Annotated in this window: 18 protein-coding genes; 14 read left to right on the plus strand and 4 right to left on the minus strand. The window is 68.3% G+C overall.

Translation table 11 applies throughout. The features are described from left to right. Positions 1-127 precede the first annotated feature (127 nt). Positions 128-1,000 (plus strand): 4-hydroxy-tetrahydrodipicolinate synthase, encoded by an 873-nt coding sequence (gene dapA, locus DYS74_RS10355; RefSeq protein ID WP_121533528.1) that lies wholly within the window; start codon positions 128-130, stop codon positions 998-1,000. Positions 1,001-1,155: 155 nt separating this feature from the next. Here the strand turns inward: dapA and DYS74_RS10360 are convergent, their stop codons facing one another. The 3 genes from DYS74_RS10360 to nhaD form a co-directional block, all read right to left on the minus strand. Beyond that, positions 1,156-2,535: a glutamine synthetase family protein gene (locus DYS74_RS10360; protein ID WP_121533530.1), complete on the minus strand. Its 1,380-nt coding sequence runs from the start codon at positions 2,533-2,535 to the stop codon at positions 1,156-1,158. 1 nt (position 2,536) lies between these two features. Next, positions 2,537-3,907: an aspartate aminotransferase family protein gene (locus DYS74_RS10365; RefSeq protein WP_121533532.1), complete on the minus strand. Its 1,371-nt coding sequence runs from the start codon at positions 3,905-3,907 to the stop codon at positions 2,537-2,539. Positions 3,908-4,048: 141 nt separating this feature from the next. Continuing rightward, a complete protein-coding gene (gene nhaD, locus DYS74_RS10370) occupies positions 4,049-5,377 on the minus strand; it encodes a sodium:proton antiporter NhaD (RefSeq protein ID WP_121533534.1) in 1,329 nt (442 codons plus the stop codon). Between the two features lie 406 nt (positions 5,378-5,783). On the opposite strand from nhaD, the gene DYS74_RS10375 reads away from it, so the two are divergent. From DYS74_RS10375 to DYS74_RS10390, 4 genes are read left to right on the plus strand one after another with little or no spacing between them, the layout of a single operon-like run. Then, on the plus strand, positions 5,784-7,442 hold the full coding sequence (locus DYS74_RS10375) for a glucan biosynthesis protein (RefSeq protein ID WP_121533536.1): 1,659 nt from the start codon (positions 5,784-5,786) through the stop codon (positions 7,440-7,442). Continuing rightward, positions 7,439-7,654: a hypothetical protein gene (locus DYS74_RS10380; protein WP_121533538.1), complete on the plus strand. Its 216-nt coding sequence runs from the start codon at positions 7,439-7,441 to the stop codon at positions 7,652-7,654. Before DYS74_RS10375 ends, DYS74_RS10380 begins: the two co-directional genes overlap by 4 nt. Before the next feature lie 4 nt (positions 7,655-7,658). Then, positions 7,659-9,458, plus strand: coding sequence for a glucans biosynthesis glucosyltransferase MdoH (gene mdoH / locus DYS74_RS10385; RefSeq protein WP_121533540.1), 1,800 nt, complete (start codon positions 7,659-7,661; stop codon positions 9,456-9,458). Then, the gene (locus tag DYS74_RS10390; RefSeq protein WP_121533542.1) at positions 9,451-10,704 is read left to right on the plus strand and encodes an OpgC family protein; all 1,254 of its coding nucleotides are present in this window, start codon (positions 9,451-9,453) and stop codon (positions 10,702-10,704) included. Before mdoH ends, DYS74_RS10390 begins: the two co-directional genes overlap by 8 nt. Positions 10,705-10,711: 7 nt before the next feature. On the opposite strand, the gene DYS74_RS10395 is transcribed toward DYS74_RS10390, so the two are convergent. Beyond that, positions 10,712-11,614, minus strand: coding sequence for a LysR family transcriptional regulator (locus tag DYS74_RS10395; RefSeq protein ID WP_121533544.1), 903 nt, complete (start codon positions 11,612-11,614; stop codon positions 10,712-10,714). A 99-nt stretch (positions 11,615-11,713) separates the two neighbouring features. Between DYS74_RS10395 and DYS74_RS10400 the strand changes: the two genes are divergently transcribed. The 9 genes from DYS74_RS10400 (at position 11,714) to DYS74_RS10440 (ending at position 18,195) form a co-directional block, all read left to right on the plus strand. Beyond that, positions 11,714-12,286, plus strand: a complete 573-nt coding sequence (locus DYS74_RS10400; protein ID WP_121533546.1) for an FMN-dependent NADH-azoreductase — start codon at positions 11,714-11,716, stop codon at positions 12,284-12,286. A 256-nt stretch (positions 12,287-12,542) separates the two neighbouring features. Continuing rightward, complete coding sequence (gene ffh / locus DYS74_RS10405) at positions 12,543-14,048, plus strand: signal recognition particle protein (RefSeq protein WP_121533737.1); 1,506 nt, start codon at positions 12,543-12,545, stop codon at positions 14,046-14,048. Then, complete coding sequence (locus DYS74_RS10410) at positions 14,045-14,584, plus strand: GNAT family N-acetyltransferase (RefSeq protein ID WP_121533548.1); 540 nt, start codon at positions 14,045-14,047, stop codon at positions 14,582-14,584. The genes ffh and DYS74_RS10410 overlap by 4 nt, the downstream gene beginning before the upstream one ends. Next, a complete protein-coding gene (locus DYS74_RS10415; RefSeq protein WP_121533550.1) occupies positions 14,581-14,877 on the plus strand; it encodes a chorismate mutase in 297 nt (98 codons plus the stop codon). Before DYS74_RS10410 ends, DYS74_RS10415 begins: the two co-directional genes overlap by 4 nt. A gap of 42 nt (positions 14,878-14,919) precedes the next feature. Next, positions 14,920-15,273 carry a 30S ribosomal protein S16 gene (gene rpsP, locus DYS74_RS10420; protein ID WP_121533552.1) on the plus strand — a complete coding sequence of 118 codons (354 nt, stop codon included), beginning with the start codon at positions 14,920-14,922 and terminating at the stop codon, positions 15,271-15,273. Positions 15,274-15,350: 77 nt separating this feature from the next. After that, positions 15,351-15,860 carry a ribosome maturation factor RimM gene (gene rimM / locus DYS74_RS10425; protein WP_121533553.1) on the plus strand — a complete coding sequence of 170 codons (510 nt, stop codon included), beginning with the start codon at positions 15,351-15,353 and terminating at the stop codon, positions 15,858-15,860. Then, positions 15,860-16,702: a hypothetical protein gene (locus tag DYS74_RS10430; protein ID WP_121533555.1), complete on the plus strand. Its 843-nt coding sequence runs from the start codon at positions 15,860-15,862 to the stop codon at positions 16,700-16,702. Before rimM ends, DYS74_RS10430 begins: the two co-directional genes overlap by 1 nt. After that, on the plus strand, positions 16,699-17,637 hold the full coding sequence (gene trmD / locus DYS74_RS10435) for a tRNA (guanosine(37)-N1)-methyltransferase TrmD (protein ID WP_245965259.1): 939 nt from the start codon (positions 16,699-16,701) through the stop codon (positions 17,635-17,637). Before DYS74_RS10430 ends, trmD begins: the two co-directional genes overlap by 4 nt. 138 nt (positions 17,638-17,775) lie before the next feature. Then, the gene (locus DYS74_RS10440) at positions 17,776-18,195 is read left to right on the plus strand and encodes a VOC family protein (RefSeq protein WP_245965264.1); all 420 of its coding nucleotides are present in this window, start codon (positions 17,776-17,778) and stop codon (positions 18,193-18,195) included. Positions 18,196-18,394 lie beyond the last annotated feature (199 nt).

An 18,394-nucleotide genomic window follows, 5' to 3' on the forward strand; every position in this document is an offset into this window, starting at 1 on the left:
CTCGTTTTTTCAAGTGGTGACCCGAAGCCCGGCCCGATGCAATTCACAAGTTGGCAAGAGGCGAAGGCTCGCCTATGGTCCGGCCGATTTCAACCGGGCGAATCCGCCCCCACCGCAGGAGCGTGTCATGTTCAAAGGGTCCTTCCCCGCACTCGTCACGCCGTTCACGAACGGCGCAGTCGATTGGGACACGCTCAAGAAACTTGTGGAATGGCACATCGCCGAGGGCTCGAACGGCATCGTTCCGGTCGGCACCACCGGCGAGAGCCCGACGCTGAGCCACGAGGAACACAACCGCGTGATCGAGGTGGTCGTGCAGGCCGCCGCCGGCCGGGTGCCGGTGATCGCCGGCGCCGGCTCGAACGCGACCGCCGAGGGGATCGAGCTGATCCGTCACGCCGAGGCCGCCGGCGCCGATGCCGCGCTTGTGGTGACCCCCTATTACAACAAGCCGACGCAGCGCGGCATGGTGGCGCATTTCACCGCGATGCATGATGCCTCGTCGCTGCCGATCATCATCTACAACATCCCCGGCCGCTCGGTCGTCGACATGTCGCCCGAGACGATGGGGCAGCTGGCGAAACTGCCGCGCATCGTCGGGGTCAAGGACGCGACCGGCGATCTGAGCCGCGTGGCGAAGCAGCGCCTGACCTGCGGGCCCGATTTCGTCCAGCTCTCGGGCGAGGATGCGACGGCGCTCGGCTTCAACGCCATGGGCGGCGTCGGCTGCATCTCGGTCACCGCGAACGTCGCGCCGAAGCTCTGCGCCGAGATGCAGGCAGCGACGCTGGCGGGCGATTACGTCAAGGCGATGGAATATCAGGACAAGCTGATGCCGCTGCATATCGCGATCTTCCTCGAGCCGGGCGTCGCCGGCGCGAAATACGCGATGTCGAAGCTCGGCCTGTGCGCGGCCGAGGTGCGGCTGCCGCTGACCGAGCTCACCGACGCCACCAAGGCCGCGATCGACGCGGCAATGGTGCATGCCGGCCTGATCTGAGGCCACGTCACAATCGGACATCGGGTCGGGGGGCGCTGCCCCCCGTCTTCGTTTCACGAAGCCTCCCCCCGAGGTATTTGGAGCAAGATGAAATCCGTACCGTTCATCTTGCTCCAAATACCTCAGGGGGTCCGGGGGAGAATCCCCCGGCCGGCTCAGACGTTGTGCAGATAGAGCGCGTAATCGACGTCGGCGATCCAGCGCGCGACGCGGGCATGCTCGGCCGCCTTGATCGCGGTGAAGGTGCGGTGCATGTCCGCACCAAGTGCCTCCTTCAGGAACTCCGACGCCGTCGCCCGATCGATCGCCTCGCGCCAGTCGCGCGGCATCGGCAGGTCGTCGGCACCCTCATAGCCATTGCCGGTGGTCTCGGGGCCGGGGTCGATGCGCTGCGCGAGGCCGTGGCGGATGCCCGCGAGGATCGTGGCGCCGACGAGATAGGGGCTGGCGTCGACGCCCGAGGGGCGATGTTCGATCCGCCGGGCCCTGACCTCGCCCGCCGGGATGCGCAGCGCGACGGAGCGGTTGTTGACGCCCCAGGAGGGCGACACCGGGGCATAGCTTTGCCCGACGAAGCGGCGCCAGGAATTCGCATGCGGCGCGAAGACCAGCATCGACTCGCCCATCGTCTGGCGCAGCCCGCCAAGCGCGTGGCGGATGGTGTCGGTCCACACCCCCTCGACCGCCTCGGCGAAGATGTTGCGCCCCGTGCCGTCCTGCAGCGAGACGTGGAAATGCATGCCCGAGCCCGCGTATTTCTCGACCGGCTTGGCCATGAAGCAGGCGGTGACGCCGTGCCGGCGCGCCTGCATCCGCACGATGCGCTTCAGCCGCACGAGGTCATCGGCCGCCTGCATCACGTCGGTGCGGTAATCGAGCGTCAGCTCGTATTGCCCCGGCGCATATTCCGAGATCACCGTCTCGGCGCGGATCCCCATCGCCTCGGCGGCGCGGTAGATGTCGGAGAACAGCGGCTGCATCCCGTGCAGGTGGTCGACGGAATAGACCTCGGTCCAGTCCGAGCGGCGCCCGTCGAGCACCGCAGGCGCCGGCCGCACACCCGCGCTCATGTCCGGGTCGAGCAGGAAGAATTCCAGCTCGAAGGCGCCGGCGGGGAACAGCCCCTCGCCCGCCATCGCCTCGACCTGACGCTTCAGGGCATGGCGCGGGTCCGAGCTCATCGGCACGCCGTCGAGCGAATACATGCTCATCAGCAGCTCGGCCCGCGGCGGCGTGGTGCCGTGGAGCGGCTTCAGCGTGCCCGGGATCGGCCAGGCGCGCAGATCGCCATCGCCCTGATCCCAGATCAGGCCGGTCTCGTGCACATCCTCGCCGACGATGTCGAGCCCGAGGATCGAGATCGGCAGGTGACGGCCGTTGCGGTAGAGGCCAACCAGCTCGTGGCGGCGGATGATCTTGCCGCGGCCGATGCCGTTGGCATCCGAAAGGACGATGTCGATCGCCTCGATCTCGGGATGGGCGGCGAGGAATTCCTCGGCTTCCTCGATGGAGGAGCCGGACGGGGAAAGGGTCATGTCAGGTCTCGAAAAGAAGGCCCAGCACCGCGCCGAAGGCCTCGACCAGGCGGTCGATCTGGGCCTCGGTGGTGGCGGGCGAAATCAGCATCATGTTGTGGAACGGCGCGATCAGGCAGCCGCGGTTCAGAAGTCCCTGGTGGATCGCCGCCTCGAGCGCGGGGGCATGGGCGGCCTCGGCTTGCGTGCCGTTCAGCAGCGGCCCGGGGGCGCAGATGAACTCGACCCGCGCACCGACGCGCACCACATGCCAGGGGGCGCCGACACGGGCGATCGCCTTCGTCAGTCCCGCGCTCAGTCGCGCGGCGCCCGCCTCCATCCGGGCATAATTCTCGGCGGTCATCACCTCGGAGAGGGTGGCGACGAGGCAGGCGACCTGCATCGGGTTCGCGGACAGCGTGGTGCCCATGCCGGAATGGCCGGCGGGGCGGGTGGCGTCATAGGCGGCAAAGCGGCGCGCGACGGGTTCGGTCACGCCCCAGATCGCGGTGGGCATCCCCCCCGCCACGCATTTGCCGGTGACGAAGATGTCGGGCATCAGCCCGTGCACGCGGCTGTAACCGCCCCGCCCCGACGAGATCGTGTGCGTCTCGTCGATGATGAGGAGCGCGCCGTGGCGGGTGGCCAGATCGCGCAACCCGGCGTGGAACCCGGGCGCGGGCAGCACCATGCAGGAATTGGTCAGCACCGGCTCGGTCAGGATCGCGGCGACATCGCCCGCGGCCAGCGCCACCTCGACCGAGGCGAGGTCGTTGAACTCGGCCACGGTGGCGACCTGCGTCAGATCCTCGACCTGACCGACAAGGCCCGGACGCGCCACGGTCCGGCCGCCCTCGAGCCGCACCATCGTGTCGTCGACCGTGCCGTGATAGCAGCCGTTGAACACCAGCACCTTCGGCCGCCCGGTGACGGCGCGGGCCAGGCGCAGGGCGAAGCGGTTCGCATCGGTTGCGGTCGTCGCGATCTGCCAGCGCATCGGGCCGAAGACCTCGCACAGACGCCGCCCGGCCTCGAGCGCCGCCTCGCTCGGCAGCATGGTGGTGAGGCCGCGATCGGCCTGCGCGTGGATCGCGCGGGCGACGGGGGCGGGCGAATGGCCGAACATCGAGCCGGTGTCGCCAAGGCAGAAATCGTCGATCACATGGCCGTCGAGATCCTCGATCACCGCGCCTTCGGCACGCGCGACCAGCATCGGGAAGGGCTGCGGCCAGTCCCGCATCCAGTGCATCGGCACGCCGTCGAGAAAGGCCCCGGCGCCGGCCTCGAGCGCGGCGCGGCTGCGCGGGCGGGCCGCGGCATAGACCGCAGCCTCGGCCGCCGCGAAAGCGGCAATCCGTGCGGCGCCTGCCCCGCCGATGCGTTCATCCGTCATCTGCCCCCTCCCGAAGATCGGCGCAGATCAGCACGCCGGATGTATCGCCGTCAACGCCCCACGACGTGCCGTTCCGGCAGGTGATGCGCCAAAAGGAAAAGGCCCGGGCGCACAGCCCGGGCCTTTTCGGAACACCCGCCCTCAATGCGCGCGGCTGGCGACCTCGAAGAGATCGGCGTTCAGCACCATGTGCGCCCCGATCGCGACGACATAGCCAAGCGCAATCGCCCAGGTCCACTTGAGGTGGGTGGTGAAGGTGTAGATGCCACGTGCCTGCCCCATCAGTGCCACACCCGCGGCCGAGCCGATCGACAGCAAAGAGCCGCCAACGCCGCAGGTCAGGGTGATCAGCAGCCATTGCCCGTGGCTCATGTCCGGGTCCATCGTCAGCACCGCGAACATCAGCGGGATGTTGTCGATGATCGAGCTCATCACGCCGAGGATGGTGTTTGCCGCAGTCGGCCCGAGCCCGGTGTAAAGCAGCCCCGACAGCAGATCGAGATAGCCCAGAACGCCCAGACCGCCGACGGCGAAGATGATGCCAAAGAAGAACAGCAGCGTGTCCCACTCGAGCTGCTCGAACTGCTTGAAAGCGTCAAGCACCAGCTCCTCGTGCGGGCGGCGGCGGGTGATCTTGCGGGTCAGGAAATAGCTGTAGATCTGCATGTAGCCCAGACCCAGCATCATGCCCAGTGCCGGCGGCAGGGCGAGGAAGTTCTTGAAGCAGATCGCGGTGACGATGGTGGCGAAGAACAGGAACACCACCATGCCCGCGCCCGGCTTCGGATGCGCCGTGCCATGCACGTCGGCCGGCATCTCGTTCGGGATCACGAAGGACATGATCAGCGCCGGCACCAGCCAGTTCAGCAGCGACGGGATCAGCAGGTCGAAGAACTCGAAGAACTCGATCACGCCCTTTTGCCAGACCATCAGCGTGGTGATGTCGCCGAAGGGGGTGAAGGCGCCGCCCGCATTCGCCGCGACGACGAGCGAGACGAAGGAGGTGGAGACGAATTTCGGATGGCCCTTGCCCACCGCCATCACCACCGCGCCCATGACCAGCGCCGTGGTCAGGTTGTCGAGCACGCCCGACAGGAAGAAGGCGATGACGCCGGTGATCCAGAACAGCTTGCGATAGGTCAGCCCGAGACTGACGAGCTTGGCCCGCAGCACATCGAAGACGCGCCGTTCCTCCATCGTGTTCACATAGGTGATGGCGACAAGGAGGAAGAGGAAGAGCTCGCCATATTCCTCGACGATCTCGATTGCCTTCTCATGCGCGACGCCGGTGAGCCCCGCCCGCATGTAGGCGATGCCGATCAGCATCCAGATCAGGCCGGCCGCCAGCATCACCGGCTTCGACTTGCGCATGTGGGTCGCTTCTTCCGTGATCACCAGCGCATAGGCGCCGATGAAGATCAGGATCGAGGCAATGCCGATCACGCTGCCCGTAAGGTCCAGGCTTTCCATACCGAGAGTTCTCCAGTCCCTGTTTCGGCAGGATTTACCCCCGCGCAGGCGCCGGAAACAAGTGCAAACGCGCCCCCCCCGCACAGCCGCCTCCGGGAGCGTCCGCCCCGGGGCGGGGGCGGACGACTCACCCTGTCGGCCGCGGCGCCGGGACATCGCCGCGCGGGCGCCGGCGCGGCCCGGCAAAATCCCTTCGCCCATGCAGAATGCGCAACAACCTGCCGGTTCCGGCACGGTCTGAGCAACAATGCGCTGAGCCTCTGCGGCAGCGGCGCCGCACCCGCGACTTTGACAGCCGTGTGACGCAATGCTCTCTTGCAAGTCTATGGGCACTATGCCTAAGGAATTGGCAACGAGGCTGCCCTAGGGTGGCCTCAAGAACTATCTGAGATACCTTGGAAAATAGATGCCTGCCCGCCGCGTTCAAAGACAAGCCTTTGTGACCCGCCGCCACCTGCTCGGAACCCTGTCCGCAGGGGCCGTTCTGGCCTGCGGGGGTGGTTTCGCGCGCCCGGCGATGGCCCAGGACGCGGCCCCGGCGACCGAACCCGCCCCGGCGCCTGCGCCCGAGGTTCCGGCCGAACCCGCCGCACCGCAGCAGGCGCCGTTCAGCTTCGACAGCCTGACCGAGGAGATGCGCGCGGCAACGGCCAAGCCCGACCAGCCGCAGCAGCTTCCCGACAGCTTCCTGTCGCAGCTGACCTATGACGATTACCGGCTGATCCGCTTCAGCCCCGACCGCGCCCGCTTCGCCGATGTCGAGGAGACGCGGTTCCAGCTGCATGCCTTCCACATGGGCTGGCTGTTCAAGGAGCCGGTGCTGCTCTACGAGGTCTCGGGCGACCAGGCCCGGCTGATGGGCTTCGACACCGACGACTTCATCTATGAACGCGAAGCCCGCACCCATGTGCCCGAGCACACCGTGCTTCCGGGCGTCGCCGGCTTCCGCCTGCACACGCCGCTGAACCGCCCCGACGTCTTCGACGAGCTGGCGGCCTTCCAGGGCGCCTCCTATTTCCGCTCGCTCGGCCGCGGCTCGGCCTATGGCCTCTCGGCACGCGGGCTGGCGGTGAACACCGGCATGTCGATCGCCGAGGAATTCCCGCGCTTCACCCGGTTCTGGATCCAGCGTCCCGAATCGGGCAGCGGCACGATCACCGTCTGGGCCGCGATGGAGAGCGCCTCGCTCACCGGCGCCTATCAGTTCGTCATCACCCCCGGTGAGGAAACGGTGATGGAAGTGACGGCGCGGCTGTTCCTGCGCAACGACGTCGAGCAGCTGGGCGTGGCGCCGCTGACCTCGATGTTCCTCTTTGCCGAGCGCAACCATTCCGACTTCGACGATTTCCGCCCGAACGTGCATGACAGCGACGGGCTGGGCATCACCCGCGCCGACGGCGACATCCTGTGGCGCCCGCTTGCCAATCCGCCGCGCCTCGCCTCGAGCTACTTCGCCGAGACCGCACCGAAAAGCTTCGGCCTCTATCAGCGCGACCGGAATTTCGATCATTACCAGGATGCTGCGGCCCTCTACGAGCGCCGCCCCTCGTGCATGGTCGAACCGCTGGGCGACTGGGGCAAGGGCGCCGTGCGGCTGGTCGAGATCCCCTCGGATCTCGAGGTCAACGACAACATCGTCGCCTTCTGGGTGCCCGAGGCGCCGGCGAAGGCGGGCGATGCGCTCGAATACCGCTACCGGCTGCGCTGGGGCGATCTCGAGCCGGTCGACAGCACGCTTGCGCGCGTTTTCGAAACCCGCGCCGGCGCCGGTGGCGTCTCGGGCGTTCCGAATACCGACGGCACCCGCAAGTTCGTCATCGACTTTGTCGGCGGACTGCTGGAAAATCTCCCTGCGGAGGCGGTCGACAAGCTGAATGTCGTCGCCTCGGTCTCGAAGGGGGAAATCGTGACGCAGGTGCTGCAACGCATTCCCGAGGACGGGATCTGGCGGCTCGTCCTCGACATCAAGGCGCCTTCGGGCGCCACCGTGGAACTTTCCGCCCATATCGCGGGTTATGGCCGCAAGCTGACCGAAACCTGGCTCTATCAATGGATCAAGGCATGACCGCACTTCTCGAACCGCAAGCGGCCCGTTCCTCCGTTTCCGCCGCGGCACTCAGCCCGGCAGAGCTCGTCGCGGGCCCCTGTGCCCTGCCCAACGCCCCCCTCGCAATGCCGATGCAGGTCATCGAGCCGCGCGTGGGCCTGCTGCGGAGGCTTCTTTCAGGGCTGATCCCGCATCACCCCGCGGCGCCGTCGGCGGGCGCCGGCCTCTGACAAAATGAACCGCACAAGCATCTCGCGCGCGGGGCTCTATGCCCTGCGCTCGCTGGCCGTGGGCCTCAGCCTCGTCGCGGGGCTGGGGGCTTTCGTGCTGTTCCTGCAATTCGGCGATGCCGACGGGCTCGACACGCTCGACATCCTGCGCGCGCTGCTGATCCTGATCTCGACGCTGTGGCTTGCCTGGGGCGCGATCCAGGCGCTGATCGGGCTGACCTCCTTCTCGCATCCGCCCGCCTATGATCCGGCCGCGCCGATCCGTGGCCGCACCGTGATCCTGATGCCGGTCTACAACGAGGACCCGCTCGCCACCTTCTCGCGCGTCGCCGCGATGGAGACCTCGCTGCGCGAGACCGGCGATCCGGCGCAGATCCATTTCGCGATCCTCTCCGACACCCGCAACGAGACCATCGCCCGGCGCGAGCTGGTGCTGTTCAAGCATCTGGTCGAGGACCGCAACGGCATGGGCCGCTTCTTCTACCGCCGGCGCGAGAACAACGTCGGCAAGAAGGCCGGCAACATCGAGGATTTCATCACCCGCTCGGGCGGTGCCTATGACTATGCGGTGATCCTCGACGCCGACAGCCTGATGGAAGGCACGACGATCCTGTCGATGATCCGCCGGATGGAGGCCGAGGAGCGTCTGGGCCTGCTGCAGACCCTGCCGAAGGTGATCCGGGCCCGCTCGCGCTTTGGCCGTGCGATGCAGTTCTCGGCCTCGTTCTTCTCGCCGATCTTCGCGCGCGGCCTTGCGATGATGCAGGGCGAGACCGGCCCGTTCTGGGGCCACAACGCGATCGTGCGCGTGCGCGCCTTCGCCGAAAGCTGCGGCCTGCCGGCGCTGCGCGGCAAGCCGCCCTTCGGCGGCCATGTGATGAGCCACGACTATGTCGAGGCCGCGATGCTGGCGCGTGCGGGCTGGATCGTGCGGCTTGACGACGACCTTGGCGGCAGCTTCGAGGAAGGCCCCGAGAACATCGTCGACCACGCCAAACGCGACCGGCGCTGGTGCCAGGGCAACCTGCAGCACTCGCGCATCATCGGCGCGCCGGGGCTGCGGGCCTGGTCGCGCTTCGTCTTCGCGCAGGGCATCATGGCCTATATCGCGCCGCTGTTCTGGCTGGGCTTCATCCTCGCCTCGATCGCCGCGCCGATCCTTGCCCCGCCGCCCGACTACTTCCCGATCCCCTACTGGCCCTTCCCCTATTTCCCGCCGTCCGAGGCCTCGAAGGCGATCTCGCTTGCCATCGGCATCTTCGGCCTGCTGCTGCTGCCGAAGATCCTGATCGCCACCCGCGCCGCCTTCACCGGCCGCGCGAACGGTTTCGGCGGCGCGCGCCTCGCCTTCCTGTCGACGCTGGGCGAGCTGGCCTTCTCCTCGCTCACCGCGCCGGTGCTGCTGATGTATGCGACGCGCTCGGTGTTCCAGGTGCTGCTGGGCCGCGATGGCGGCTGGCCCACCAACAACCGCGGTGACGGCACGCTGACGCTGGGCGAGAGCTTTGCCGCCTCGCACTGGATCGTCACCATCGGCGCCGTCGGCCTGGCCGCGACCTGGGCCTTCGCGCCCGGGCTGCTCCTGTGGCTGCTGCCGGTGGGCGTGCCGATGATCTTCGCCCCGGCGCTGCTGCGCTGGTCCTCGCTGCCCTCGACCGGGCGGCTGATGGGCGTGCCCACCGAATATGCGCCGGCTCCGGTGATGGTGCTGCACGACCAGATCCTCGAGCGCTGGACCGCCGCGCTCGTTCCAGAAGACGCGTCCACTGCCCCGGCCGTGGCGCCGGAGAAGACCCATGCCTGACATGTCCCCCGCTGCGGGGTCGGCGCTGCCCGTGGGCGCGCGCGACCCCCGGCTTGATTTTTTCCGCGGGCTCAGCCTGTTGATGATCTACATCAACCACGTGCCGGGCACGGTGTACGAGAACCTCACCTCGCGCAACTTCGGCCTGTCCGATGCCGCCGAGGGCTTCGTCTTCATGTCGGGCTGCGCCGCGGCGCTGGCCTATGGGCCGAAGATGAAGCACGGGCTGAACTGGGCGTCGGTGCGCAGGGGCTGGGGCCGGTCCTGGACGCTCTATCTCACCCACATGTTCACCACGATCTGGGCGATCGCCATCGTCTCGGGCGCGGCGCTGTGGTTCGGCAGCTCGGTGATGCTCGAACAGCAGGGCTATCAGGTGATGGGCAGCGATCCGCTGGCCTTCATGATCGGCATCGCCACGCTCGGCCATCAGCTTGGCTACGTCAACATCCTGCCGATGTATGCGGTGCTGATGCTGGGCGCGCCCTTCCTGATCCGGCTCGGCCAGCGCAGCCCGATCGGCCTGCTTGCCGCCAGCGTCGGGTTCTGGGCCTTCACCGGGATGACGCATTTCGACCTGCCGAACTTCCCGCAGGAGGGGGGGTGGTTCTTCAACCCCTTCGCCTGGCAGATGATCTTCTCCTTCGGCATCCTCACCGGGCTCGCGTTGCGCCACGGCCACCGCTTTGCCCCGCTGAAGGGCTGGCTGATCTGGGTCGCCGCGATCTGGGTGGTGATCTGCCTCGTCTGGGTGAAGTCGGAGACGATCAAGACCGGGATCGGCGAGTATGTGCGCCACCTGCGCGACCTTGGCGTGCCGTTCTTCCTGGTCGAGTTCGACAAGACCTATGTCTCGCTGCCGCGGTTCGCGCATTTCATCGCGCTCGCCTATCTGCTGTCGCTGCCCTGGGGCGTGCCGCGCTTTGCCGCCTCGAAGGCGATGGCGCCGGTGCGGCTGCTCGGCCGACACGGGCTGCAGGTCTTTGCGGCCAGCACCGTGCTCGCGATCTTCGGGCAGGCGGTGAAGCAGGTGCACCCGGCGGGCTTCGGTCAGGACAGCGTGCTGATCCTTGGCGGACTCGCGCTGCTCTGGGCCTTCGCCTGGATCCGCGACCGGATCCGGCAGTCCGACAAGGCGATCGCCGCGACCCAGCATGCCCGTCATGCCGCGCCCCACGCGCCGCGCGCCGCCGGCGCCGCCGCCACGACCGAGGGCAAGCCGCATTACGCCGCGGCCGCCCGCTGATTGCAGATCAGTCCTGCGGCGCGTCCATCGCGCCGCAGCTTGCCGCCACGGTCTTCAGCGCCTTCAGCACCGCCTGCACCTTCGGCGTGCGGTGCAGGTCGACATGGGTCACCAGCCAGAGCGACGATTCCCACTCCGGGATCGGCGCGATCACCTCGATCACCCGCGGATCGCGCCGCGCCTCGATCACCGGCAGGAAGCCCAGCCCGATGCCGTCGCGCACCGCCGCCGCCTGACTTTCCGGATCGTTCGCCATGAACACCACCGAATCCGCCGGCTGGTTCGCGGCAAGCCAGCGGAAGAATGGCGCCCGGCTCTCGCGGTTCTCGGCACCGACGAAGCGATGCCCGGCAAGGTCGTCGATCGACGCGGGACGCCCCATCCGCTTCAGGTAATCCTCGGAGGCGTAGAGCGCGACGCGGTTCACGCCGAGCGGCTGCACCACGTTGTCGGGCTCGGTCGGGCGGCCGCCGGCGCGGATCGCCACATGCGCCTCGCCATATTCCAGACGGAACACCCGCTGATCGGTCAGATAGCGCAGCCGCAGCCCCGGATGGTCGATCATCAGCTGCGCAAGCGCCGGCAGCACGATCCCGGTCAGCGTCGGCAGCGAGGTGATGATGAGCTCGCCCGAGACCTCCTCCCCTGCCCCGGCGATGCGCGCCGCCAGCTGCGAGAACTGGTCCTCGGTCGCCTGGCCCACGGCCAGCAGCTGCAGCCCCGCCTCGGTCGGCGTATAGCCGCGCGGATGGCGCTGGAACAGCTTCGTCCCGAGACGCTCCTCGAGCGCATCGACATGGCGGATCACCGTCGCATGGTGCACGCCCAGCACCTCGGCCGCACCCGAAACGGTGCCCACCCGCGCGACCTGATAGGCCGTCCGGATCTCGTCCCAATTGTCGAAATTCATCTGTTCACCCGCGAACACTCATTGCGCAATCATGACAATTGAGTTCACGGGCGCAAGGGCATTTCTTTGCCGCAACAGCAAACACCCGGAGTCCTCCTCATGACCAAGACCCTGCTTCTCGAAACCTCCATCAAGGGGCCGATGTCGGTCTCGCACAAGATCGCCCAGAAAGTGATCGCCAAGGTCGGCGGCGACGTGACCGTGCGCGACTGCACCACGATCCCGGCGATCGACGGCACCTGGATCGGCGCCGCCTACACCCCGGCTGAGAACCGCACCGACGAGCAGAAGGCCGCGCTTGCCCTCTCCGACGCGCTGATCGCGGAACTGAAGGCCGCCGACACCGTCGTCATCGGCTGCGGCGTCTACAACTTCGGCGTCACCGGCCCGCTCAAGCACTGGATCGACATGGTCTGCCGCGTCGGCGAGACCTTCCGCTACACCGAAGCCGGCCCCGAGGGCCTGGCCGGTGCCAAGCGCGTGATCGTGGCCTATTCCTCGGGCGGCGTGCCGGCCGGTTCGGGCTATGACTTCGCCACCCCCTACATCAAGCAGGTTCTCGGCTTCATCGGCATCACCGACGTGACCGTCGTCGCCGCCGAAGGCGTGGCCGTCGACGAGGCCGCGGCGCTGGCCCGTGCCGACGCGCAGATCGCGACGCTCGCCGCCTGATCCGGTCGCCGCGCCCTGCCCGGCTTCGTGCTCTGCGCGGGATCGGGACGCGGTGGACCTGCCGGTTCTCCCAACCGGCTCGAGGCCCCTCGGTTGACTCCGGGGGGCTTTTCGCCTAAAAGGCCCCAGATTCCCCGGAGGCAGATTCCTCCGGTCCCCGCATGAGGCGGGGATCGCCACCAGTCAGCGCGTTGCGCCCACTGGTGCGCTTGTCGTTTGTCGTGCCGGCCTGCCGGTGCCCCGCATGGAGGTGGCCATGTTCGAGAATCTCTCCGAGCGCCTTGGCGGCGTCTTCGAGCGCCTGACGAAACAGGGCGCGCTCTCGGCCGACGACGTGCGCACCGCGCTGCGCGAGGTCCGCACCGCGCTGCTCGAGGCCGACGTGTCGCTGCCGGTGGTGCGCGACTTCGTCAAGCGCGTCGAGGGCAAGGCCACCGGCGCCGCGGTGACGAAATCGGTCACCCCCGGCCAGCAGGTGGTGAAGATCGTCCATGACGAGATCATCGCCATGCTGTCGGGCGAGGGCCCGGCCGATGCGCTGAAGATCGACAACCCGCCCGCGCCGATCCTGATGGTCGGTCTGCAGGGCTCGGGCAAGACCACCACCACCGCGAAACTCGCCCGCCGCCTGAAGGAGCGCGAGAAGAAGCGCGTGCTGATGGCCTCGCTCGACATCTACCGCCCGGCGGCAATGGAACAGCTCGCCATCCTCGGCACCCAGATCGGCGTCGACACGCTGCCGATCGTGCAGGGCGAAAGCGCCGTGCAGATCGCCAAGCGCGCCAAGCAGCAGGCGACGCTCGGTGGCTATGACGTCTACCTGCTCGACACCGCGGGCCGCCTGCACATCGACGAAGTCCTGATGGGCGAGGTCCAGCAGGTCCGCGACGCGGTTTCCCCGCGCGAGACCCTGCTGGTCGTCGACGGCCTGACCGGTCAGGTCGCGGTCGAGGTCGCGCAGGAGTTCGAGGACAAGGTCGGCATCTCCGGCGTCGTGCTGACCCGGATGGACGGCGACGGCCGCGGCGGTGCGGCGCTCAGCATGCGTGCAGTGACCGGCAAGCCCATTCGCTTCGTCGGCCTCGGCGAGAAGATGGACGCGCTCGAGACCTTCGAGGCCGAGCGCATCGCCGGCCGCATCCTTGGCATGGGTGACATCGTCGCGCTCGTCGAGAAGGCCCAGGAGGTCTTCGAGAAGGAGCAGGCCGAACGCATGATGAAGCGGTTCCAGAAGGGCCTCTTCAACATGAACGACATGAAGTCCCAGCTCGAGCAGATGCTGAAGATGGGCGGCATGCAGGGCGTGATGCAGATGATGCCGGGCATGGGCAAGATGGCGAAGCAGGCCGAGGAAGCCGGCTTCTCCGACCGCGCCATCCGCCGCCAGATCGCGCTGATCAGCGCCATGACCAAGCAGGAACGCGCCCATCCCGAAATGCTGCAGGCCAGCCGCAAGAAGCGCATCGCCGCCGGCGCCGGCCTTGACGTGGCCGAGCTGAACCGGCTGCTGAAGATGCACCGGCAGATGGCCGACACGATGAAGAAGCTCGGCAAGATGGGCAAGGGCGGCATGCTGAAGCAGGCGATGGCCGCGATGCAGGGCAAGATGGGCGGGCTTCCCGACGCGGGCGACATGGACCCGGCGAAGATGGAAGAGGCGGCGAAGGCGCTTGGCCAGATGAAGGGCCTGCCGTCGATGCCGGGGCTTGGCGGCATGGGCCTGCCGGGCAGCCTGTCCGGGCTGATGGGCAAGAAGAAATGACGATCCTGCTCGACATCCCGGTGATCGAGACCGAGCGTCTGGTGCTGCGCGCGCCGGGCACGGACGACCTGCCCGCGATGTATGATTTCTACGATTCCGAACGCTCGCGCTTCGTCGGCGGTCCGTGCTCGCACGAGCAGGCCTGGCGCTCGCTCGCGATGGAGATCGGGCACTGGGCGCTGCGCGGCTATGGCCGCTGGAGCGTGGTCGAGAAGGCAAGCGGCGAGATCGTCGGCATGGTCGGCATCTTCAACCCCGAAGGCTGGTTCGGCCCGGAAATCGGCTGGGATCTCTACACCGGCTTCGAGGGCCGCGGCTATGCGACCGAGGCCGGTCGCGCCGCCCGCGCCTATGCCTATGACACCCTCGGCATGTCGAGCGTGGTCAGCCTGACACGGCTGGCGAACGAACAGTCGGCGCGCGTGGCGCAGCGCCTTGGCGCGGTGCTCGAGGGCACCTTCCAGCACGAGCGCCACGGCATGATGAACGTCTGGCGCCACCCCTCGGCCGCCCAGCTGAAGGAGATGGCCGCATGACCGACGCCATCACCCGCGCCGCCGAGCTCTTGAAGGAGCATCGCGCCTCGATCGACCGGCTCGACGCGATCCTCGTCTTCACCCTGGCCGAGCGGTTCAAGCACACGCAATCGGTGGGCCGGCTGAAGGCCGAGCATGCCCTGCCCCCCGCCGATCCCGCGCGCGAGGCGCAGCAGATCGCGCGGCTCGAAATGTTGGCGAAAGAGGCCGATCTCGACCCCGAATTCGCCAAGAAGTTCCTGAACTTCGTGATCTCGGAAGTGATCCGGCATCACGAGCAATTCCAGAAATGACGGGCATCTGCCCGCCCCCAGCCATCTGAAGGAGAGACACCCATGGCTATGAAGATCCGGCTCGCCCGCGGCGGCTCGAAGAAGCGTCCGCACTACGCGATCGTCGCCACCGACTCGCGCATGCCGCGTGACGGCCGCTTCCTCGAGAAGCTCGGCACCTACAACCCGCTGCTCGCCAAGGACAGCGAAGACCGCGTCAAGATGGACATGGAGCGCGTGCAGTACTGGCTCGCCCAGGGCGCCCAGCCGACCGACCGTGTGGCCCGCTTCCTGGAAGCCGCCGGCGTCGTCGCGAAGACCGAGCGCAAGAACATGAAGAAGGCCGTCCCCGGCGCCAAGGCGACCAAGCGCGCCGAAGAGAAGGCCGCCAAGGCTGCCGCTCCGGCCGAAGAATAATCTGGCCCAGGGCCCGATTTCGGCTAAGACAGGCGGGCCGGGCAGCGATGCCCGGCCCGTTGCACAAGGAGCCCCCGATGACGAAAGAGGATCGCGTCTGTGTCGGCGCCATCGCCGGAGCCTTTGGCGTGAAGGGCGAGGCGCGGCTGAAGAGCTTTTGCTCGACCCCCGAGGACATCGCCACCTACGGGCCGCTCTGGCTCGAGGACGGCACGCGCAGCTTCACGGTCAAGCTGACGCGCCCGGTGACGGGCGGGCTGGGGGCGCGGCTGGCGGGGCTGGCGACCAAGGAAGAGGTCGACGCGCTGAAGGGCGCGACGCTCTGGGCCGATCGCGACCGCCTGCCCTCGCTGCCCGATGACGAATTCTACCACACCGACCTGATCGGCCTGCCGGTCTTCGACGCGGGCGGGGTGCAGATCGGCAAGGTCCGTGCGGTGCAGAACTTCGGCGCCGGCGACATCCTCGAGATCTTCGCGCCGGGGCGCAAGACGACGCTGATGCTGCCCTTCACCCGCGCGGTGGTGCCGACCGTCGATCTCAAGGCTGGACGGATCATCGCCGACCCGCCCGAGGATCTCGAGTGATGCTGCAACGGGTGATCGTCCACCCGGGCTTTCACAAGACCGGCACCTCGAGCGTGCAGCGGGCGCTGCGCGCGGGCCGGACCGATCTGGCCCCCCTCTGGCAGATCGGGCTCGAGGAAGATTTCCCGGATGCCGCGGCGGCCGCGCGTGCCTATTCGCTGCGCCGCGATCCGCTCGATCTGGGCCTGTTCCAGCAGGCGCTCGCCGACTGGATCGAGACGCTGGATCTTGCCGGCGCCGAGGGGCTGCTGCTCAGCTGCGAGTCGCTGATGGGCGAGATCCCGGGCCCGCCCGACGGCGCCCGTGACTATTCCGCCGGCCCCGATCTGGCGGCGGCGCTGGTCGAGGTGCTGCACGCGGGTTTTGGCCCGGACGTCGCCGTGACGCTGCACCTGTCGACCCGCGACGGTGCCGGCTGGCTTGAAAGCCTGCACTGGCAGCTGGTGCGCGGCGGGCTTGTCGACGAGCGCTTTGGCGCCTTCGCGCGGCGGATGCGCGGCCATGCCGACCTTGCCGTGCAGGCCCGGGCCATCGCCGCGGCCGTCGCGCCGGTGCCGGTGCAGATCGCGCCGCTTGCGGAGATGACCGGCCCCGAGGGGCCGCTTGGCCCGCTTCTCGACCTGATGGGCTGGCCCGCGGCGCGGCGGCAGGCGTTTCAGGCGTTGCCGCGGGTGAACGCCCGCCCGCCGCATGTCGACCGGCTGCACCTTGCCAATCGCTTCGCCCGGATCAACCGCCGGGTTGAGGGGCGCGAGGCGGCGAAGGCGGTCAAGCAACGGATGATGGCCCGGATCTGGGCCCGCGCGCGCCGCACCCGCGCGCAGAACGAGGAACAGACATGAGCACCGACACCGGCTCCGACGAGAACGCCCCCGCAGCGGGCCCCGAGACCCCGCCCGCCCCCCGCCGCGTCGGCAAGGGCGCCGAGAAATACTCGACAAGCTATCTCGCCGAGGCCGAGGTGCCGGCGGATGCCCCCACCCGCGCGATCGGCCGGCGCCATGTCGTCACCTCGCTCACCGGCGGCAAGCTGCGCCCGCGCGACCTGATGGAAGAACAGGCCGAACCCGCCGCCGGCTGGCGCGCCAAGGTCGTCACCCTCTTCCCCGAGGCCTTCCCGGGCGTTCTGGGCCTCAGCCTGACCGGCAAGGCGATGACCGAGCGGCTGTGGTCGCTTGAAACCATCGACCTGCGCCCCTTCGGCATCGGCAAGCACCGCAACGTCGACGACACGCCCGCAGGTGGCGGCGCGGGCATGGTGCTGCGCGCCGATGTGGTGGCGGCGGCGCTTGACATCGCGGCGGCGGGCACGCCTGCGGACCGCGAGAAATGGCCGGTGATCTTCATGAGCCCGCGCGGCAAGCCCTTCACCCAGGCCGACGCGCGCCGTTTCGCCGCGGCCGAGGGGATGACCATCCTGTGCGGCCGCTTCGAGGGCGTCGACGAGCGGGTGCTGGAGCATTACGCCATCGAGGAGGTCTCGATCGGCGATTTCGTCCTCACCGGCGGCGAGCTGGCGGCGCAGGTGATCCTCGATGCCATCGTGCGGCTGCGCCCGGGGGTTCTGGGCAATGCGGAAAGCGCGGTCGAGGAAAGCCATTCGAACGGGCTGCTGGAGCATCCGCAATACACCCGGCCGGCGGAATGGGAGGGCCGCGCGATCCCCGAGGTGCTGACCTCGGGCAACCACAAGAAGATCGCGGAATGGCGGCGCGCGCAGAGCGAAGCGCTGACCAGGGCCCGGCGGCCCGACCTGTGGGAGAAGTTCGGCAAGTGATGCCACACGGAGCGCGCGGGACAGGCCGCGCGGGGGCTCTGCCCCGCCGAGGCAATGCCTCGGCCCCCCGAGGTATTTGGGGCAAGATGAATGGGGGCGTGCGCGCCCGATTTCCAGAGGGAGGACAGCATGAGCCCCATTCGATTGCAGCGCGGCCGGCTTTTCGATCACGTCCAGCTTGTGGTCCGCGACCTTGCGGCGAGTGCCGAGTTCTACAGGGCGGTTCTGGGCGAGCTCGGGATCGTGGTGACCGACACCGGCGCGGGCTGTTTCTTCGCCGATGAGCTGGTGGTGTCGGCGCTCGACAGTCCGACCGCCTCGGGCGTTCTGACCGGGCGCCAGCACCTGGCCTTCCAGGCGAAGGACCGCGCCACCGTCGACGCCTTCCACCGCACCGCCCTCGCCCATGGCGGGCGCGACAACGGCGCCCCCGGGCTGCGCCCCTACCATCCCGCATATTATGCGGCCTTCGTCCTCGATCCCGATGGCAACAACATCGAGGCGGTCTATCAGGGCGAGGCCCGGCGCAGCGCGCCATCTGTGGTGATCGAGATCTGAGGCGGCAGTGGTCGCGAAACCCGGACGGGACGCGCCCCCTGCCCCACCTCCCCCTTGATCCGTTGGCCGTTTGACCGTATGACGCGCCTGTCCGGACCGGAATCGGCCCACGGACCCTTTGCCCGTTGCCTGTGGCCGCCTTCTTCGGTGGCTGCGTGGGGCGCCGGGGGGAGGCTGAAAAAGACGAACGATCCTCCGG

The organism is Paenirhodobacter hankyongi (genome assembly GCF_003664585.1).
Classification (GTDB): Bacteria; Pseudomonadota; Alphaproteobacteria; order Rhodobacterales; family Rhodobacteraceae; genus Rhodobacter; species Rhodobacter hankyongi.